Origin of the sequence: Flagellimonas lutaonensis (assembly GCF_000963865.1) — a bacterium.
GTDB lineage: Bacteria > Bacteroidota > Bacteroidia > Flavobacteriales > Flavobacteriaceae > Flagellimonas_A > Flagellimonas_A lutaonensis.
The window spans coordinates 656,762-673,877 of the sequence record NZ_CP011071.1 but is presented as its reverse complement, the minus strand read 5'-3'; the positions used below and the strand labels follow the sequence as shown (position 1 = coordinate 673,877).

16 protein-coding genes and 2 tRNA genes are annotated in these 17,116 nt (G+C 44.5%); 7 read left to right on the top strand and 11 right to left on the bottom strand.

What is annotated here, in order from left to right; all coding sequences use genetic code 11:
* Window positions 1-19 precede the first annotated feature (19 nt).
* Entirely contained in the window at window positions 20-1,525 is a 1,506-nt protein-coding gene (locus tag VC82_RS03275; protein ID WP_045801099.1) for an OmpP1/FadL family transporter, read from the bottom strand.
* A gap of 38 nt (window positions 1,526-1,563) precedes the next feature.
* The gene (locus VC82_RS03270) at window positions 1,564-2,892 is read right to left on the bottom strand and encodes a hypothetical protein (RefSeq protein WP_052698888.1); all 1,329 of its coding nucleotides are present in this window, start codon (window positions 2,890-2,892) and stop codon (window positions 1,564-1,566) included.
* A gap of 96 nt (window positions 2,893-2,988) precedes the next feature.
* On the opposite strand from VC82_RS03270, the gene proS reads away from it, so the two are divergent.
* The 4 genes from proS to rpsT all read left to right on the top strand — a co-directional run bounded on the left by proS (window position 2,989) and on the right by rpsT (window position 5,144).
* Window positions 2,989-4,464: a proline--tRNA ligase gene (gene proS, locus VC82_RS03265; protein WP_045801098.1), complete on the top strand. Its 1,476-nt coding sequence runs from the start codon at window positions 2,989-2,991 to the stop codon at window positions 4,462-4,464.
* Window positions 4,465-4,572: 108 nt separating this feature from the next.
* Window positions 4,573-4,644, top strand: a tRNA-Glu gene (locus VC82_RS03260).
* A gap of 94 nt (window positions 4,645-4,738) precedes the next feature.
* Window positions 4,739-4,810, top strand: a tRNA-Glu gene (locus tag VC82_RS03255).
* An 82-nt stretch (window positions 4,811-4,892) separates the two neighbouring features.
* Window positions 4,893-5,144, top strand: coding sequence for a 30S ribosomal protein S20 (gene rpsT / locus VC82_RS03250; RefSeq protein ID WP_045801097.1), 252 nt, complete (start codon window positions 4,893-4,895; stop codon window positions 5,142-5,144).
* A gap of 53 nt (window positions 5,145-5,197) precedes the next feature.
* On the opposite strand, the gene VC82_RS03245 is transcribed toward rpsT, so the two are convergent.
* From VC82_RS03245 to rho, 3 genes are all read right to left on the bottom strand, one after another.
* Window positions 5,198-5,875 carry a hypothetical protein gene (locus VC82_RS03245; protein WP_045801096.1) on the bottom strand — a complete coding sequence of 226 codons (678 nt, stop codon included), beginning with the start codon at window positions 5,873-5,875 and terminating at the stop codon, window positions 5,198-5,200.
* A 698-nt stretch (window positions 5,876-6,573) separates the two neighbouring features.
* A complete protein-coding gene (locus tag VC82_RS03235) occupies window positions 6,574-7,263 on the bottom strand; it encodes a hypothetical protein (RefSeq protein ID WP_157517967.1) in 690 nt (229 codons plus the stop codon).
* Window positions 7,264-7,389: 126 nt separating this feature from the next.
* Window positions 7,390-8,952 carry a transcription termination factor Rho gene (gene rho, locus VC82_RS03230; RefSeq protein ID WP_045801093.1) on the bottom strand — a complete coding sequence of 521 codons (1,563 nt, stop codon included), beginning with the start codon at window positions 8,950-8,952 and terminating at the stop codon, window positions 7,390-7,392.
* Between the two features lie 197 nt (window positions 8,953-9,149).
* On the opposite strand from rho, the gene VC82_RS03225 reads away from it, so the two are divergent.
* Complete coding sequence (locus VC82_RS03225; RefSeq protein ID WP_045801092.1) at window positions 9,150-9,560, top strand: DUF4293 domain-containing protein; 411 nt, start codon at window positions 9,150-9,152, stop codon at window positions 9,558-9,560.
* Between the two features lie 83 nt (window positions 9,561-9,643).
* On the opposite strand, the gene VC82_RS03220 is transcribed toward VC82_RS03225, so the two are convergent.
* The 3 genes from VC82_RS03220 to VC82_RS03210 form a co-directional block, all read right to left on the bottom strand.
* The gene (locus VC82_RS03220) at window positions 9,644-10,504 is read right to left on the bottom strand and encodes a DUF6503 family protein (RefSeq protein WP_157517965.1); all 861 of its coding nucleotides are present in this window, start codon (window positions 10,502-10,504) and stop codon (window positions 9,644-9,646) included.
* Window positions 10,505-10,578: 74 nt separating this feature from the next.
* Entirely contained in the window at window positions 10,579-11,550 is a 972-nt protein-coding gene (locus tag VC82_RS03215) for an MBL fold metallo-hydrolase (RefSeq protein WP_045801091.1), read from the bottom strand.
* Between the two features lies 1 nt (window position 11,551).
* Window positions 11,552-12,046, bottom strand: a complete 495-nt coding sequence (locus tag VC82_RS03210; protein ID WP_045801090.1) for a metallophosphoesterase family protein — start codon at window positions 12,044-12,046, stop codon at window positions 11,552-11,554.
* Between the two features lie 88 nt (window positions 12,047-12,134).
* On the opposite strand from VC82_RS03210, the gene truA reads away from it, so the two are divergent.
* Both truA and VC82_RS03200 read left to right on the top strand, forming a co-directional pair.
* Window positions 12,135-12,878, top strand: a complete 744-nt coding sequence (truA, locus tag VC82_RS03205) for a tRNA pseudouridine(38-40) synthase TruA (RefSeq protein WP_045801089.1) — start codon at window positions 12,135-12,137, stop codon at window positions 12,876-12,878.
* Window positions 12,875-14,647, top strand: a complete 1,773-nt coding sequence (locus VC82_RS03200; RefSeq protein WP_045801088.1) for an ABC transporter ATP-binding protein — start codon at window positions 12,875-12,877, stop codon at window positions 14,645-14,647. The genes truA and VC82_RS03200 overlap by 4 nt, the downstream gene beginning before the upstream one ends.
* On the opposite strand, the gene VC82_RS03195 is transcribed toward VC82_RS03200, so the two are convergent.
* The 3 genes from VC82_RS03195 to folP are packed head-to-tail and all read right to left on the bottom strand — an operon-like array spanning window position 14,644 to window position 17,089.
* Complete coding sequence (locus VC82_RS03195) at window positions 14,644-15,426, bottom strand: DUF3667 domain-containing protein (RefSeq protein ID WP_045801087.1); 783 nt, start codon at window positions 15,424-15,426, stop codon at window positions 14,644-14,646. The genes VC82_RS03200 and VC82_RS03195 overlap by 4 nt on opposite strands.
* Complete coding sequence (gene cdaA / locus VC82_RS03190) at window positions 15,426-16,211, bottom strand: diadenylate cyclase CdaA (RefSeq protein WP_045801086.1); 786 nt, start codon at window positions 16,209-16,211, stop codon at window positions 15,426-15,428. The genes VC82_RS03195 and cdaA overlap by 1 nt, the downstream gene beginning before the upstream one ends.
* Window positions 16,212-16,252: 41 nt before the next feature.
* Window positions 16,253-17,089 (bottom strand): dihydropteroate synthase, encoded by an 837-nt coding sequence (folP, locus tag VC82_RS03185; protein ID WP_045801085.1) that lies wholly within the window; start codon window positions 17,087-17,089, stop codon window positions 16,253-16,255.
* Window positions 17,090-17,116 lie beyond the last annotated feature (27 nt).

Here is a 17,116-nt window from a genome sequence, read left to right as displayed (position 1 = left end):
TTTTAGCTTTGGACTTTTTCTAAAATTTCATGGTGTACGATAGCGTCACGTTGGTGTTGGTTCTGTTTACCAAGGCAGCATTGTTCAAACCGCTATCAAAAAATTGCTCGCTGGTATCGCGTTCGGTTCTGTTGACGGCCAGATCCAATCGGCTGCCCCCAAAATCATAGCCGATACCCCCTGAGTAACCTTCTAGGTCACCAATGAGGTCGCTATTTTCATAAGGGCCGCTTTCAAAGCGATAACCCCCTCTAAGGCTTACCCGTTCAATTCTATATTCTCCACCGATTCTATAGGTATTGACCACGCCCAATTGATTGGCGATAAATTCATTCTCATCGGCAAAGTTTGGATCGTTGGTCGGGCGTAGTTCTGCCTCTGACATATCTTGATAGCCATAATCGAAGCTCAAAAGCCCCTCTTTGCCAAAAATAATGGCAACGCTTCCTGTAAGCTTCGAAGGGGTCTTGATACGGTATTCAGGAAACAGATTGACCAAGTTGAAATCTATCAACGACAAGTTTGGGTTGGCCACCGGTGAGTCTGTGCCAATTCGTTGTGCCACATCATCGGTAAGCCGATACCATGTTGGTGATTGGTAACTACCGCCCACACGAATATTCTCGTTTAATCGGGCAATCGCACCTAGGCTAAATGAAAACCCATCGCCCTCTGTCCTTAAAAAATTATCAAAAAAGGTCGATTGCACCTCAGAAGGGGCATTGTAGCCCGACTCGTCTAATTGGGTCAAACGCTCGTACAAGACCGCGTGAAAATTCAAAGAGGCGCCCAGGTATAGGTTTTCTTGGTACTGGCCGGCAAAGTTTACGGTAAACTTGCTGTTGTAACCAGAAGTACTCTGAAAATAGCGCTGTTCAACGGTATTGTAGTCGGCAAGTGAAAAATAGGCCGTGTTGGCGTCATCGTCCTGATCGGGTTCTATAATGCCTGATTGAAAACCGAGAAAAGCCTGCTGGGCACCAAAACCAAGGCTACTTCCGATATCGAGATAAGCATCATCGATTCGCTCACCTTGTTGCACTCTCAAAGGCCCCAGTGCCTGCCCTTGGGCAAAGTTCAAAAAATAGTTGTCTATACCTTGTACAGTGCTTCCTGAGGCAAAGAACTCGTTGTCGAAGTTTTGAACCAAGTCGTAGTTGAAGGCCAATGACAGCTTTTTCCATGGACTGTTGGATGATTTGAATACAAATACGCCACCCACTTGGTTCAGTTCCAATGAATTCATTTCGGTACCGCTGGTACGGTTTCCGAAGAAAGCTTCGTTGTTACGGTTGTAGTTCGAACCCGAAATGGTGAACTGGCTGTAGTTGAACACTGCCGAACCAGCGGGGTTAACGTTCAACGATGACAGGTCGCCCCCAAGGGCGCCAAAAGCACCTCCTAAAGCCTGGAAACGGGCCGTTCCCTGGGTGTTGTCAGTGCTGTAGCGTACCACGTCATTAATGTTCTGTGCCGTTGCCATACTGCATGACAATACCATGATGAAAGCAAAGATTGTTCTCATTTTTCTGAATTTTATTTAAAGGATTCTATCAGGGGAGGTTAGTGGTTTCTCCTTCCGCTGCTGCGGCTACTTGATGAGCTTCTTCCAGAAGAAGAGCGGCTACTTCCCGAACTTCGATAGCTGCCCGAGCTTCTTGAGCTTCTTCCTGAACTGCTTCTGTATCCACTGCTTCTGCTTCCTGAAGACGAACTGCGGTAGCTGCCTGAACTCCGTGAACTTCTTCCAGAGCTGCGGTATCCACTGCTTCTGGGCGCAGAGCGACCAGATGATTGGTAGCTTCTAGTACTTCTGCCCGAAGAATAGCTTCTGGTACTTCTACCTGATGACCTGTATGTGCTGCCACTTCTATTACTGGCCGATCCACGGTAAGTGCCGCTTCTTTGGGCAGGGCTTCCATACCGTTGGTTGTTTCGAGTAATACCATTATATCTTGGAACCGAACGGGTGCTTCTACTGGTTCGGTAGTTTCTGTTTCGTGCTATGGCATCGGCACCCACGGTGCGGCGGGCCGTACTTCTGCCATTATAGGTTCTTGAACTTCTTGCAGCCGTGCCCACTGTTCTGTTCGAACGGCCCCTAGAGCGTAGATTTGAATTCGTTGCCGACCTGCTGGTCAAATTAGAGCGTCCTCGAAACGAATTGGTGGCAAGGGTGTTGTTCAGATACCCCCTTCTACTTCGGTTAAAGGCAATATTATTGTTATAATAGCCGCCCCAACCCCAAGGTCGGTTCCAGCCCCAGCCCCAGTTGTTCCAGCCCCAGCCATAGTAGCCTGCGTAGCCCCAGCCGGCATTCCAAAGCCAAGGGTCGTTCCAACCCCAGCCCCAGTTGTTCCAGCCCCAGCCCCAGCCGACACGCCAGCCCCAAGGCCTATTCCAGCCCCAACCCCAAGGTCGGTTCCAGCCCCAGCCCCAGCCGGCATTCCAAAGCCAAGGATCGCTCCATCCCCATGAATTGTCATAAACATTTATGGTGAGGTTCGTGGGGTTATCTCCCCAACCGGGATTGCCAACGTAATCGTTGTTGTCTGCAAAATAATCGGTTTGTTCACCTATCTGAAGGCTGTCGTTCTCAACCCCACTGTAATAGCTGTCAACATCGGTGAAGATCTCACTATCCAAAATTTCTTCATATTGTTGTGCCCTTTGGCCAAAATATTCACCGTACATATTCTTTTCTTGCTGTTCGGCCGCAACGGCCTCAGCTGATTTTTTCTCAACGCGTACAACACGGTTGCCGGTTGCATAGATACCATCATCTTCGTAGTAAGATGCTTGTTGGTATGAGCCGCATGACACCAAGAACACTGCAATTAGCAGAACGGTGGCTATGGGATAAAGTTTTTGGCGGGGTAAAGTAAGGCGCATCCTTTTAAATTTTATTGTTGAACATACTAAAAATAGTTAGTTTTACCCTTCTATTTTCGTTAATAATGTCACAAGTTTTGTGCCAAAGTATAGTAGATGGGTAAAAAATTGACTAGTCGTGCCGAGGATTATTCCAAATGGTACAACGAACTTGTTATCAAGGCAGATTTGGCCGAAAATTCGGGAGTAAGGGGTTGTATGGTTATTAAACCCTATGGTTTTGCCATTTGGGAGAAGATGCAGGCGGCCCTCGATAGGATGTTCAAAGACACGGGACATGAGAATGCCTACTTTCCATTGTTCATACCAAAATCATATCTGAGCAAAGAGGCCAGCCATGTTGAGGGCTTTGCCAAAGAATGTGCGGTGGTAACGCATTATCGGCTTAAAAATGCCGATGACGGTAAAGGGATCGTGGTCGATGAGGATGCCAAGCTCGAAGAAGAACTTATTGTTAGACCAACCTCTGAGACCATCATTTGGGATACCTATAGAAGATGGATCCAATCATATCGCGATTTGCCTTTGAAAATTAATCAATGGGCCAACGTAGTACGATGGGAAATGCGCACCCGTCTTTTTCTTCGTACGGCCGAGTTTCTATGGCAAGAAGGCCATACGGCCCATGCCACGGAGAAAGAGGCTGTCGAAGAGGCTGAACTGATGATGAACGTTTATGCCGAATTTGCCGAAAAATACATGGCCGTGCCCGTGATCAAGGGAACCAAAACTGAAAGCGAACGTTTTGCCGGAGCGTTGGAAACCTATTGTATCGAGGCACTAATGCAAGATGGAAAGGCATTACAGGCCGGGACTTCCCATTTTCTTGGACAGAATTTTGCAAAAGCCTTCGATGTAAAATTTGCTTCAAAAGAAGGGGGGCAAGAATACGTATGGGCCACCTCGTGGGGCGTTTCAACACGTTTGGTCGGAGCTTTGATCATGACCCACAGTGATGACAACGGCCTTGTTTTGCCACCCAAACTGGCACCCATTCAAGTTGTCATCGTCCCTATATACAAGGGAATTGAGCAGTTAGAGGCCATATCTGAAAAAGTGCATCCGTTGTTGAATGATCTTCGTGCAAAAGGCATTTCGGTCAAATATGATGACCGGGATACCCATAAACCGGGCTTCAAGTTCAACGAGTACGAGTTGAAAGGGGTGCCGGTGCGCCTGGCCATCGGCCAAAGGGATTTGGAGAACGGCACCTATGAGGTGGCACGAAGGGATACCCTGCAGAAAGAATCGGTGCCGGCTGAAAATATTGTCGCGCATATCGAGCAGCTTCTCGAAGACATGCAGAAGAACATTTTTGAGCGGGCCAAGCAGCACCAGCAAACGCACATTACAGAGGTAGACAGTTATGACGAGTTCAAGGCCGTGCTGGAAGAAAAAGGAGGCTTTATTTCGGCCCATTGGGACGGTACCGCCGCCACTGAAGAGAAGATAAAAGAAGAGACCAAGGCAACCATTCGCTGCATTCCTCTCCATGTGAAAAACGAGGAGGGCAAGTGCGTTGTTACAGGTAAACCATCGCCCTACAGGGTGTTATTTGCCAAGGCCTACTAAAAAAGTAATGGTAGCTTCTTGCAATACTTAAAAATAGTTGTATTTTTGCACCCGCCTGAAAGCTAAATGTAACCATTTTCTTTTGGGTTTGTTCTTTGAAGAACCAATGGCCCGTTCGTCTAGGGGTTAGGACGCCAGGTTTTCATCCTGGTAACAGGGGTTCGATTCCCCTACGGGCTACGAAAGTACGAGGTTAAAAGTACGAAGTACAAAATATTGGCAACAACATATTGAATCCATACTTCGTGCCTCTACCACCCGTACCTGAAAAAATGGCCCGTTCGTCTAGGGGTTAGGACGCCAGGTTTTCATCCTGGTAACAGGGGTTCGATTCCCCTACGGGCTACAAATCTAATGTTGGATACAGAATGAAGAACGCTGAATGTCGCGGATCGTAATTCTGAATCCATAATTCGTAATTAAAAGCAATGGCAAACCATAAGTCGGCATTAAAGAGAATCAGAAGAAACGAGGCAGTGCGTCTACGCAACAGGTACCAGCACAAGACCGTGCGAAATGCCATCAAGAAACTGCGCAACGAAGAGAACAAGAAAGAAGCACAGAAAATGCTTCCTACGGTTGTGGGGATGATCGATAAGCTGGCCAAGAAGAACATCATTCACCAAAACAAGGCGGCCAACTTGAAGAGCAAGCTGATGAAGAAAGTGGCAGCAATGTAAAGTGGCCATAAAGAAATTCAAAAGCCCTGACGATTTCGTTAGGGCTTTTTTTGTTACCGAAAGGCTTTTCTTTTACCTACAATAAGCCCTATACAGAACAAAGTGTACATCAGGGATACCAGTACCCACAGAATCTTTCTGAAATGGTACTTGTGCCATGTCTCAACATCTTGATATCCTACAAAGAATAAAAAGGGAACAAAAATATGGAAGACCAAGAGTCCCAGACTAACCCAGAACATGAGATTATGTTTTAGGGAAGAGGTCCTCCCTTCCCTTGCTTTTTCTTTGAAATACAGAATTACGCACAAAATCAAGGAGTATGAACCAAAAAAATCCGCATAATACATACTTGAATGCAGCGGATTCTGAAAAAAGAGACTTACAAGGTATGCTATTGCCGTAACGACGATGGCCCCCGCCACAAGATTTTTGTGTTTGCTATTGCGCAGTAACTTTAAATACACCCAATAAAAAAAGCATAGCATTACAATTTGGTAGATATTGTAGATGATTATATTGTGCCATGAATATTCTTGCTGTGAAAAAAAGCTGAAATCCTCAAAGTTTATTATAAAGTAGCCCAGCAACTCTGTAAAGATTACGTAGGAAATATAAATGGGAAAAAATTTCAATGGCGTATCAAAATACTTTCTATAAGTGACAACCGATACGAACCAGGTCGCCAAATAGAACGGAAAGAAGAAATTGTCGATAAAAAGTTCTTTCACCTTTTGTTATTTAAACGCCCTTCTTCTAGAGATTACGAAACCTATGCAGAATAGGAAGTACATGATTACGATCAAGATTCTCAGAACCGTTCTCAAATGGTATTGCTGCCATATTTCTGTTTTCAAAAACCCTATTAACAAGAGCGGGGGATAGAAAGAATAGAAAACACATAACCCGATTGATACCCATATCATAAGGTTATATTTGTCTCGGTCCCACTTCCAATTCGGTAAGTTTCCGAAATATAACAATATGCAAAACACTAAAACCCATGAACCAATTGAATGGGCATAAAAAAGGTTGAATGTCAATGGATTATAAATAAATGAATTGACGATATAGGCCAAAAGCACAAAATAGGCAGACCACGAAATCCATTTCTTGAGTTTGGGTTTGTTGACAATTTTCCAATATAGAAAATAGAAAAAGCAAAAAAAGACAACATAGTAAATATTGTAGATTATGTCGTTTGCAAATTGCAGATTGGAATCAGAAAAAAAAGCAAATGTCTCTTTATAGCGGATAAAATATCCCAACAACTCATTGAAAAAAGTGTAGGCAATGATAATGGGGAAGTACCTAAGTGCGGTATCGAAATATTTCCGATAGGTTGCCATAGAAATTACCAATGCAACCCCATAGGCCACCAAAAAGTAATTTTCCCTAAAAAGGTCAATCAACTCTTGATACATATAGTTTAGTAATCTCCGGGAGGAGGTGGTCCACTATTGCCACCATTCAAAGTCAAGCTTCCGCCGCCTTGATAAGGGTTGGGGGGTGCTGCTGAAAAGTTTGGGGCGAACCCTGCATACGATTGTGTCTGGTCAGAATGTGTACTGCCCATGCCCTGACCTTTGGCTCCAACCACATTCTTGACCAATTCGGCCTTGCCATCAGCTCCAATGAAAAAACCATAGTTCTGCCCATCTTGATATAAAGTTGGCACCAAAAAGACGGTGTTCTGCTTCGGATGTACAACTTTTTTATCCCCAAAGACCTCTTCATCAGGATAATTTGCAAAGTAGATACGAAGTTTGGTCACTTTTTCAACCCCTGCCTTTTTAGCTTCTTGATCGACATAGTCAAGATATTGCCTAATGGTCTTGTAATCAAAATCTACAAACCGGGCTACTTTAAACTCAGGACTCTGCCGAGTTCTGCGCTCATATTCTTCAATTATGCCGACTCGGTTTTCGGTGTAGTTGTCATAGATCAATTTTGAATTGACCAACGAAATAATGCCCTCGGGCGCCTTCACCATTTCGGTTTTGGGCTCTTTTTCGGTCGGTTTTTCATCACCTTTTTTTTTGCCCCTGTCTTGGCAGGAGGTCATTGAAAGCAACAATAATGAAAATAGGCCGGTAAGTAGTTGTTTGGAGTGTACCATGGTCTTGGGTTTAAGGATTTTTACTATAGATAACCTCTTAAAGATATGGCTTTTCTGACGATGTCGTTAACAAAAAACCCCAACTATGGTATAGTTGGGGCTTAGATATGTATAAATTGTATATAATTATTCGTTCATGGTGAGCAAGAACTCTTCGTTGTTCTTGGTCTGCTTTATCCGCTGTTCAATGAATTCCATCGCCTCAACCGGATTCATGTCTGCCAAGTATTTACGCAGTATCCACATACGCTGAATGGTGTTCTCATCGAGCAGTAGATCGTCTCGTCTTGTAGAAGATGAGATCAAGTCGATGGCAGGGAAAATTCTACGGTTACTGATACGACGGTCAAGTTGCAGCTCCATGTTACCGGTACCCTTGAACTCTTCAAAGATAACCTCGTCCATTTTTGAACCGGTCTCGGTAAGCGCTGTCGCAATGATCGATAATGACCCACCGTTTTCAATGTTTCTGGCAGCACCGAAGAAACGTTTTGGTTTATGCAGTGCGTTCGCGTCAACACCACCACTCAATACTTTACCAGATGCTGGTTGTACAGTGTTGTAAGCCCTTGCCAGACGTGTAATCGAATCTAACAAAATAACCACATCATGGCCGCATTCCACCAATCTTTTGGCCTTTTCAATTACAATGTTCGCCACCCGAACGTGTTCGGTTGCCTCTTTGTCAAAGGTAGAGGCTACCACTTCACCACGTACATTGCGTTGCATATCGGTCACCTCCTCGGGCCGTTCATCAATCAGAAGAATGATCTGGTAGACTTCGGGGTGGTTGGCGGCAATCGCATTCGCAATATCTTTCAACAACATGGTCTTACCCGTTTTGGGCTGCGATACTATCATGCCTCTTTGGCCTTTTCCAATGGGCGAGAAAAGGTCCATGATACGGGTAGAGATGGTGCTCTGCCTATCGGCAATGTTGAATTTTTCCCTTGGGAAAAGCGGTGTCAGGTGTTCAAACGACACACGGTCTCGCACCACCTGTGGGTCAAGACCGTTGATTTTGTTGACCTTGATCAACGGAAAATATTTTTCTCCCTCTTTCGGGGGGCGTACATTGCCCAATACTGTATCACCAGTTTTTAGGCCAAAAAGACGAATCTGTGATTGCGATACATAGATGTCGTCGGGTGAAGAGAGATAATTGTAATCAGACGACCTTAGAAAGCCATAGCCATCTTGCATAATATCTAGCACACCCTCGCTTTCGATAATGCTATCAAACTCAAATTCGGGCTCTTTATAGCGGTTTTTGAGGTCTTTATCGAAGTTGCTGCTTTTTTTCTCGTGGCCGTTTCGCTGATGTTGCTGTTGGCTTTGCTTTCTGCCCTGACCTTGATTTTTTTGGTGGCCGTTCTGCCTGTGGTGCTCTTTTTTCTGTCGGGGCGGCTTTTTGGTGGTATCGCTGGCGGCCTCTTTGTTGTCGGCCTTTTCATCGGTGCGCCTGCTTTGTTCTGTCGCCTTGGCGGCCTTTGGCCCCGCTTCTTTTTCCTTTTTTTCTTCCGCAGCGACCGTTTCTTTTACGGCTTTTGGGTTGGATGCTTGCACATCCAAGATTTGATAGACCAAATCAAGCTTCTTCATGGTCTTGAACTTGGGTACGTTCAATTCTTTGGCAATCTCCTGTAATTCAGGAAGCTTCTTAGCTTTTAGATCAGAAATCTCAAACATTAATCAATAGAATAAATTAGACTTTGTTGGTATGATTTAGTTATGGAGTAACTATTTATTTGGATATTACATTGGGAAAGACTTCCCGGGGTAAGTATACTAATCAATAACGGTACAATAATACGAATTATTTTTGAACAATGCGGTCTATTTACGAAAAGACATTTATTTTTGTGGACTAGAAATCAAGTTGGCATATGATTCAGCGAATACAGACGTTGTACCTATTGGTGGTGGGCCTTTTGACCGGCATTGCCCCCTTTTTTCTGAATCTATGGGTCGATGTTGACGGTACGGCCGTTTATGCCAAGAACGAAGTATTTTTGAGCATTGCCTTTTATGTCTCTGCCGTTATGGCGATCGCGGCCATTCTTATGTACAAAAAAAGACAGAACCAATTTGTAATGAACAGATTGAACATCATATTAAACCTTTTTTTACTAGGATTTTTCGTTTACCGATCACTAAACTTATCCGGAGAAAACACCATTTCTGAGAAGGGTATTGGGATGCTGATTCCTGTATTTTCTATCGTTTTTCTGGTCCTGGCCAACAGGGCTATCAAAAAGGATGAAGATCTTGTAAAATCTGTGGATCGATTGCGTTAAACCTAACATCTTAGTAGTATTAGTGCGTGAACCCCGACAAGCTTTGCTTCGTCGGGGTTTTACGTTAAATGGGCAGTTTCAGTTTACCTTGCTGAAAGGTTTTTCAAAGTAAACCCGTTGTTGAATTTTATATCGGCCATGGTCTGTACCAAATTAGGCGCTTCTGAATACCCTTGTTCGCTCGGCATATAGTAGCTTCTTTTGGTGGCCAGCTTTTGCCCATCTAAGTCGGTATACTCATAATCGGCGATGATGACAGGCTCGTTCACCCCCATGAAAGGTAGGGAGAAGTAAAAACGGTCGATCAGTTTGGTCTCTGGGTTGACATATAGTACGTAAATGTCATTCTGTTCTTTGCCGGTAACCGAAGGGTCATAGGTAACGGTTACCTTGTCATAGGTCTTGCCATTGTGTGTTTCTTGCCCATCGTAGGTAGCAATGGTGCCAGGGTCGTTCAGTTTATAGGGTATTACAAACCAGAAATAGTTGGCTTGGCGTAAAAAATCGGCAGCGGCAAGGGCCTTTGGGTCGGTCACCTCTTTTCCGTCGAGCCACATTTTGGTACGCTCTCCATCAAAAAATTGCTGCACTACACCTTCAACACCGGGCATGACGTTGATTTCATGCCGTGTGTAATGGCCATAAGAGGCCTCTGATGCAAAAATGTAACGTTCTGTTGATATGTCTGCCCGACCATCGTCGGTATAATGGTAGTTATAGGTAAACTCCACATCTTTTTTGGCCCAAAGGTCGTTCCACCCACCGTGGGCATGTTTTATGGCCGCCAGAATGGTACTGGGGTCATTGGTGTCGTAACCGGGTTCGTTGGCCTTGGCTTCAACGATTTCTTCATTTTGTGTCCTTTCTTTTTTCTGTTGGGGCCCACAGGCAGCGGCCAATAGAAATGTCAATACCAATAAAAAATTGATTTTGTGCGCTTTCATCAGGTTTCTTTGATTAATTGTTTGCTTGCTTAGACGCAAAATCCCTTAAACCTTACCCTCGGTAAAAAAGTACACTACAAACTAAGCAATTGCCCATATTCAGCGATTTGAAACCCTTTTTCCTTCAAATATTCCCTCTCTGGGTTACTTGAATCTAGAAGCGGATTGGTATGATTGAAGTGAATGAAATATATTTTTTTCTTTTCAGTATCAGGAAGTTTGCCGAACAGGGCCAAACTCTCGATAACGAAGGGATGGGGAATTTCTGAAATATCCCGATTATCGATTTCCGCGGCATCATAAAATGTGGCATCCAAAAATGCATAATCTACTTTTGAAATCTCTTCGACGATGCTTTTTTTCCATAGGGGCCATTTGTCTATATCAGGTATGAAGAGTACGGTTTTGGCCGGACCTGAAATTTTGTAGCCAACGGTCTCTGAAAATTCATCGCGATGGGGTACCAAAAAAGGGGTAACCACAATATTCGGCGTAAGAACGATTTGCCCTTGATCTTCAATACCCACCAAACTGATGTTCGATAAGGATACCAATTGGCTCCAAGGCCCATTGTCTTTCAAGAATGTTTTCATCTTGGGCATGGCATACACCGGTAGTTTTTCGCTGTTCAACGCCTCGCGGCCTAGATACATCAGTCCGCTGTAATGGCCCATGTGCGCGTGGGTCAGAAAAATGCCGTCAGGGGTCTCTTCTTCCGATTCGGCATATCGCTGTAGATGTTTTAGTTGGGCCGCTATATCTGGGGTTGCCTCAAAGAGATAGGTCTTGCCGGTTTTGTGGTCAACCAACCCCAAAGACACTACTTTTTTGGTAGGGTCCGGGCGCTCGAAAAGGTCAGAACAGCATTGTTTGCGACAGCCAATATGCGGGCTTCCGGCATCTTGCACGGTTCCCAACACCACTAAGGAAACCTCCTTTTTTTGCGTTCGGGTTTTGGGTACAACCTTGGTTTCAGCTTTTTTCTCAGTGGTATCTGCACATCCGAAGAAAACAAATAGTATCGCCAACAGAATCAGTCGCCCCATATTATCGTTTGCCAAGTTCAACGACCTCTAGGTCGGTTATTTTCTCACCATCTATTACAAGGCGCAACATGGTGCGCAGCTTGTGAAAGCCATGTTTGCCACAGGCTCCGGGGTTCATGTGCAGCAACCCTAACTTTTTGTCGTTCATCACCTTCAAGATATGTGAATGGCCGCAAATGAAAAGCTTAGGTGGATTTTTTTTGATTTCTGCACGCACCTTGGGGCTGTACCTATCGGGGTACCCCCCTATGTGGGTTATCCAGACATCGACGTCTTCACACATAAAACGGTTGTGCTCAGGAAATTCTTTTTGTATAACATGGTCATCGATGTTACCGTGTACCGCGCGCACCGGGCCCATTTGCTGTAGGGTATCGGTCACCGCCAAACTGCCAATATCACCGGCATGCCAAATCTCATCTGCCTGCTTGGCATATTTGAGGATGACATTATCTATATGGCCATGGGTATCTGAAAGCAGCAAAATCTTCGTCATTACGCTAAAAATATGCTAAAAACAAGGTGCTTTGGGCCTCTTGCCTGCGAATAAAGTATCTTTATGCCGCTAAATTTAACTGTTTCGATTGAGATATTTTATTCGCTTCTCTTACTTCGGAAAGGCTTATCATGGCTGGCAAAACCAACCCAATGCCGTAACGGTACAGCAGGTGCTCGAAGGGACACTTTCTACCCTTTTGAGGCAAAAGATGTCGATTACAGGGGCCGGGCGTACGGATGCGGGTGTTCATGCCAAAGAAATGTACGCACATTTTGATTTGGATGAAATAGTTGAGACCTCTGAACTTGCACATCGAATGAACAGTTTTCTGCCCGATGACATAGCCGTTGATGGTTTGTTTCGCGTCATAGACGATGCCCATGCACGGTTTGATGCCCTTGAAAGGACCTATGAATATTGGGTGGTACAAGAAAAGAATCCCTTTTATAGAGATACGGCCCATTTGGTGTGGTCGCCCCTGAACTTGGAGAACATGAACAAAGCTGCTTCCATTGTAATGGAGTATACCGATTTTGAGTGTTTTTCAAAGTCGAATACCGATGTAAAGACGTTTGTTTGTGATATTAAAAAGGCCCATTGGGAAAGAAAAAAAGATAAATTGGTGTTTTCTATTACGGCCGATCGTTTTTTGAGGAATATGGTTCGGGCCGTTGTAGGTACATTGTTGGACGTAGGCTTAGGCAAAACCGAGCCTGAAGATGTCAGAAGCATAATTGAAAGCAAAGACCGCGGCAAGGCCGGGGTTTCGGTGCCCGCAAAAGGGTTATATTTGACCAAGGTTACATACCCAGAAACCATTTATGTATGAGCAAGGAAGCTGAATTGGGCAGAGCCTTTGATTTTCGACTTTTCAAAAGGGTTTTTCAATATACCAAACCCTACCAACTGACCTTTGTGGGGGTAGCCGTGGCGGCCATACTTTTGTCTGCGTTTGCCGTGCTGACGCCCCTTATTGTCGGTAATATTGTCGATACGGCCATTACCAACAAAGATTTAGAACGGTTACAGCTGCTCATTATGGCCATGTTGGGCGTTTTGATCGGCGAGGTGGTCTGCCAACTGTTGTTCAACTACTATGCGAACTGGTTGGGCGAATCGGTTATAAGAGACATACGGATCAAGCTCTTTGGCCACATGACCAAATTCAAGATGAGTTATTTCGATAAATCGTCCATCGGGGTTTTGGTCACACGGGCGGTTGCCGACATGCAGCGTATCGGAGAGATTTTTAGCCAAGGCTTCTTTGTGATCGTCGCAGATTTGTTGAAGATGCTGGTCGTAGCGGTCATCATGCTGATCATGAACTGGAAATTGGCCTTGATCGTTTTCGGGGTATTACCGGTGATATTGTATGCCACAAGACTTTTTCAAAAGGCCATGAAGGAGGCCTTTATCGAGGTAAGGGCCCAAGTATCAAACCTGAACTCTTTTGTGCAAGAGCGATTGGCGGGCATGAAGATCGTACAACTCTTTAACCGTGAAGAGATAGAGAAAGAAAAGTTCAGGGTCATCAACGAGAAGCACCAAAATGCTTGGCTGAAAACGGTCTGGTACAATTCCATTTTCTTTCCAGTGGCCGAAATTGTCTCTTCCATTACGGTCGGACTCATTGTTTGGTTCGGAGGATTGCAGAATGTGGCCAATGTGTCGGCAGATGAATATGGCACCATATTCTCGTTCATCCTTTTGTCAAGCATGCTCTTTAGGCCGCTTCGTCAGATTGCCGATAAGTTCAATACCCTACAAATGGGCATGGTGGCAGCCAATAGGGTGTTTAAGATTTTGGATACCGAAAGCCATATTGATGATCAGGGCACCTATGATAGTGAAGAGGTGAAAGGCGACATTACATTCTCGAACGTGCACTTTGGTTATGTTGAAGGCGAAGAGGTGCTTCACGGTATATCATTTGAGGCCAAAGCAGGAGAAACGGTTGCCATCGTGGGAGCGACAGGGGCCGGTAAATCGACCATCATCAATTTGCTGAACCGTTTTTATGAAATCAATTCAGGGGCCATTTTGGTCGATGGGGTAGATATACGTGAATATTCGTTGAAAGCCTTGCGATCTCATATTGCCGTGGTGCTGCAAGATGTCTTCTTGTTTGCCGATACCATTGCCAACAATATTTCTTTGCGTGACGACTCGATTACCATTGCGCAGATTGAGGAAGCGGCAAAGCAGATCGGGGTGCACGAGTTTATCTCTAGCCTTCCCGGGGGGTATAACTACAACGTAAAAGAACGTGGAACCATGTTGTCGAGCGGCCAGCGCCAACTGATTGCATTTTTGCGTGCCTATGTGAGCAACCCCAGTATTTTGGTGCTCGATGAGGCGACCTCTTCGGTCGACACCTATTCTGAACAATTGATACAGCAGGCCACCGACAAGGTTACGGAGGGCCGCACGAGCATTATTATTGCCCACAGGTTGGCGACCATCAAAAAAGCCGATAAAATATTGGTAATGGATGCCGGTAAAATTGTTGAAATGGGCACGCATAAAGAATTGCTGAAAAAAGGAGGGTATTACCGAAATCTCTACGAAGCCCAGTTTATGGTCGAAGAGGTGGCTTAACCTTGCGGCGTCAAATCACTAAATTCAAGTGTTCCTGTTAAAATAAGAATGATGTTGGTAATAATTGAAATACCTAAAAGTCCAATCAAAAAAAGGAGCATGAAAAAGAAACCTCTCCAAAGGAACTCCCACCAATTAAAAGGCGAAAGGCGTTGGTAAACATACAATGAATACAATATCATAAAGCCTATGGTGAAGAAAGATACCTTGAAATAAGTTTCGGGACTAAAAACCATCCATGAAAGCGCAACAAAAAAAGATGCTATACTGAAATGGGCCAGTGTATAAATACCGGCAACCAGATGTTCAGAAAGAAAATAATTTCTTCTGTTGAACAATACAAAACCACCGAAGGCCACTACTGGTATATAAGCCATAAAAACGAACGAACTAAAATCCATGGTCGCTTCCATGATTTTTTGGGACGCATCGGAATTAAAACTGGGTGTTCCGAAGAGGTCAAAGTCCATCTTGCTCCAAACAATCTTTCTGAGAACAAACAATGAAATACCTGATAAGGTTAGCGCAATTGCCAAATAGCTAATTGGGTTCAAGTACTTTCTTCTTACTCCTGAAATATATAGCGATATCACTTCTTCGGGTCGTGTAAACATCGCTATAAATGTCTTTAAAAAGGTATTGTCAACATTGAAATACCTTTCAAAGATATCGTGCCACAAATTTCTGAAAGTGATTCTTTTGCGGATGACCTTTGCCCCACAATAGGGACAATACCTGTAATCGGTCCTCAGGCTATTCTCACAATTTTTACATGTCATCAAGCCAGGTCTTTTTTGATTTTTTCGGTGAGTTCCTCTAGGCTTTTGTAGAGCACAAATTCCCCGTTTTTGATATACGATATCAAGCCTGTTTCCTCGCTGACCACCAAACAGATGGCATCTGTTTTTTCGGTTATGCCCACGGCGGCCCTATGCCGCAATCCGAAGCGCAGAGGTATGTTCCTTTCGTTTGATACGGGCAAAATGACGCGGGTGGCCGTAATATAGTTGTCTTGAATAATAGCGGCCCCATCGTGCAACGGACTGTTCTTAAAGAAAATGCTCTCTAGAATGGGTTGGTTGACCTCAATGCTCATCTTATCACCGGTCGCTTTCACAAAGTCAAGGCTATTGGTACGTTCGATAACGATCAGCGCCCCAGTCTTGCTCATGCCCATGTTTTTACAGGCAGCAATTATGGCCTCCACATCGGTTTCAGAAGGTAATGCTTCTTGCCTAAGAAACTTGAAGTGTCGGATAAAACCACGTTTGGTGGCAAAATTGGTCGACCCTATCATTAAAAGGAACTTTCTTATCTCTTGTTGAAAAACGATGACCAGTGCAATCAACCCAATGCTCATAAAGCCGCCGACCATACTGCTGATCATTTTCATCTGTAGTAGTTCGGTCAATTTCCATAGTGCCCAGACAATAACGATGCCTATAAAAATATTGATGGCCACGGTGCCTTTTACCAGTTTGTAGACATAGTAGAGTAGAGCGGCGACAAGAAAGATGTCTATGACATCGGTAATTTTAAATTCGAGGAAATTTAGAAAGTCCAACCGCAGGTGTTTTTGTAAAATTAACAAAAAAGGTTTTATGGCTATATACCGTTCTGATTCTTGATTTCTGCGATGATTTTGATGCACTCCATTGCCTCTTTTACATCATGTGCCCTCAATATTTGTGCTCCTTTCAAAAGGGCGACCGTGTGCAGGGCGGTGGTGCCGTTCAGGGCATTTTCAGGGTCGGTGCCCAAGAGTTTGTAGACCATCGATTTTCTACTGATACCGACCAAAAGGGGCGCTCTTAAACTATGTAGAAGCTCTAGGTGTGAGAGCAACGAATAGTTTTGTGGCAGCGTTTTTGAAAAACCGAACCCCGGGTCAATAATGATATCGTTCAGTTTCTTTGCACGGACCAGGGCTATTTTTTTGGAAAAATACAGACATACTTCTTTGGTGACATTGTCGTAGTGTGTTTCTTCCAGCATGGTCTGCGGAGTGCCCCTCATATGCATCATGATGTATGGAACTTGGAATTTCGCTATCGTATCGAGCATATTGCCATCAAGATTTCCAGCTGAAATATCGTTGATAATGGCAGCGCCGGCCTGCAGGCATGCAGTGGCCACCTTACTGCGAAAGGTGTCGATTGACAACAAGGCTTCCGGAAATTTTTCAAGTATCCTTTCAACCATCTTGACAATCCTTTTTAATTCTTCCTCCTCAGAAATATGTGAAGCCCCAGGGCGTGAGCTATAGGCCCCAACATCGATGAAAGTGGCTCCTTCAGACAGCATTTTTTCGACTTGTGCCAAAACCGCGCTATCTGATTTGTATTTTCCTCCATCATAAAAAGAGTCGGGGGTTACATTTAGAATTCCCATTACCCTGGGGCGGGCAAGATCGATCAGTTGGCCTTTGCAGTTTATGGTCATTCGGCTTACTTCTTTTATGGGTTTGAT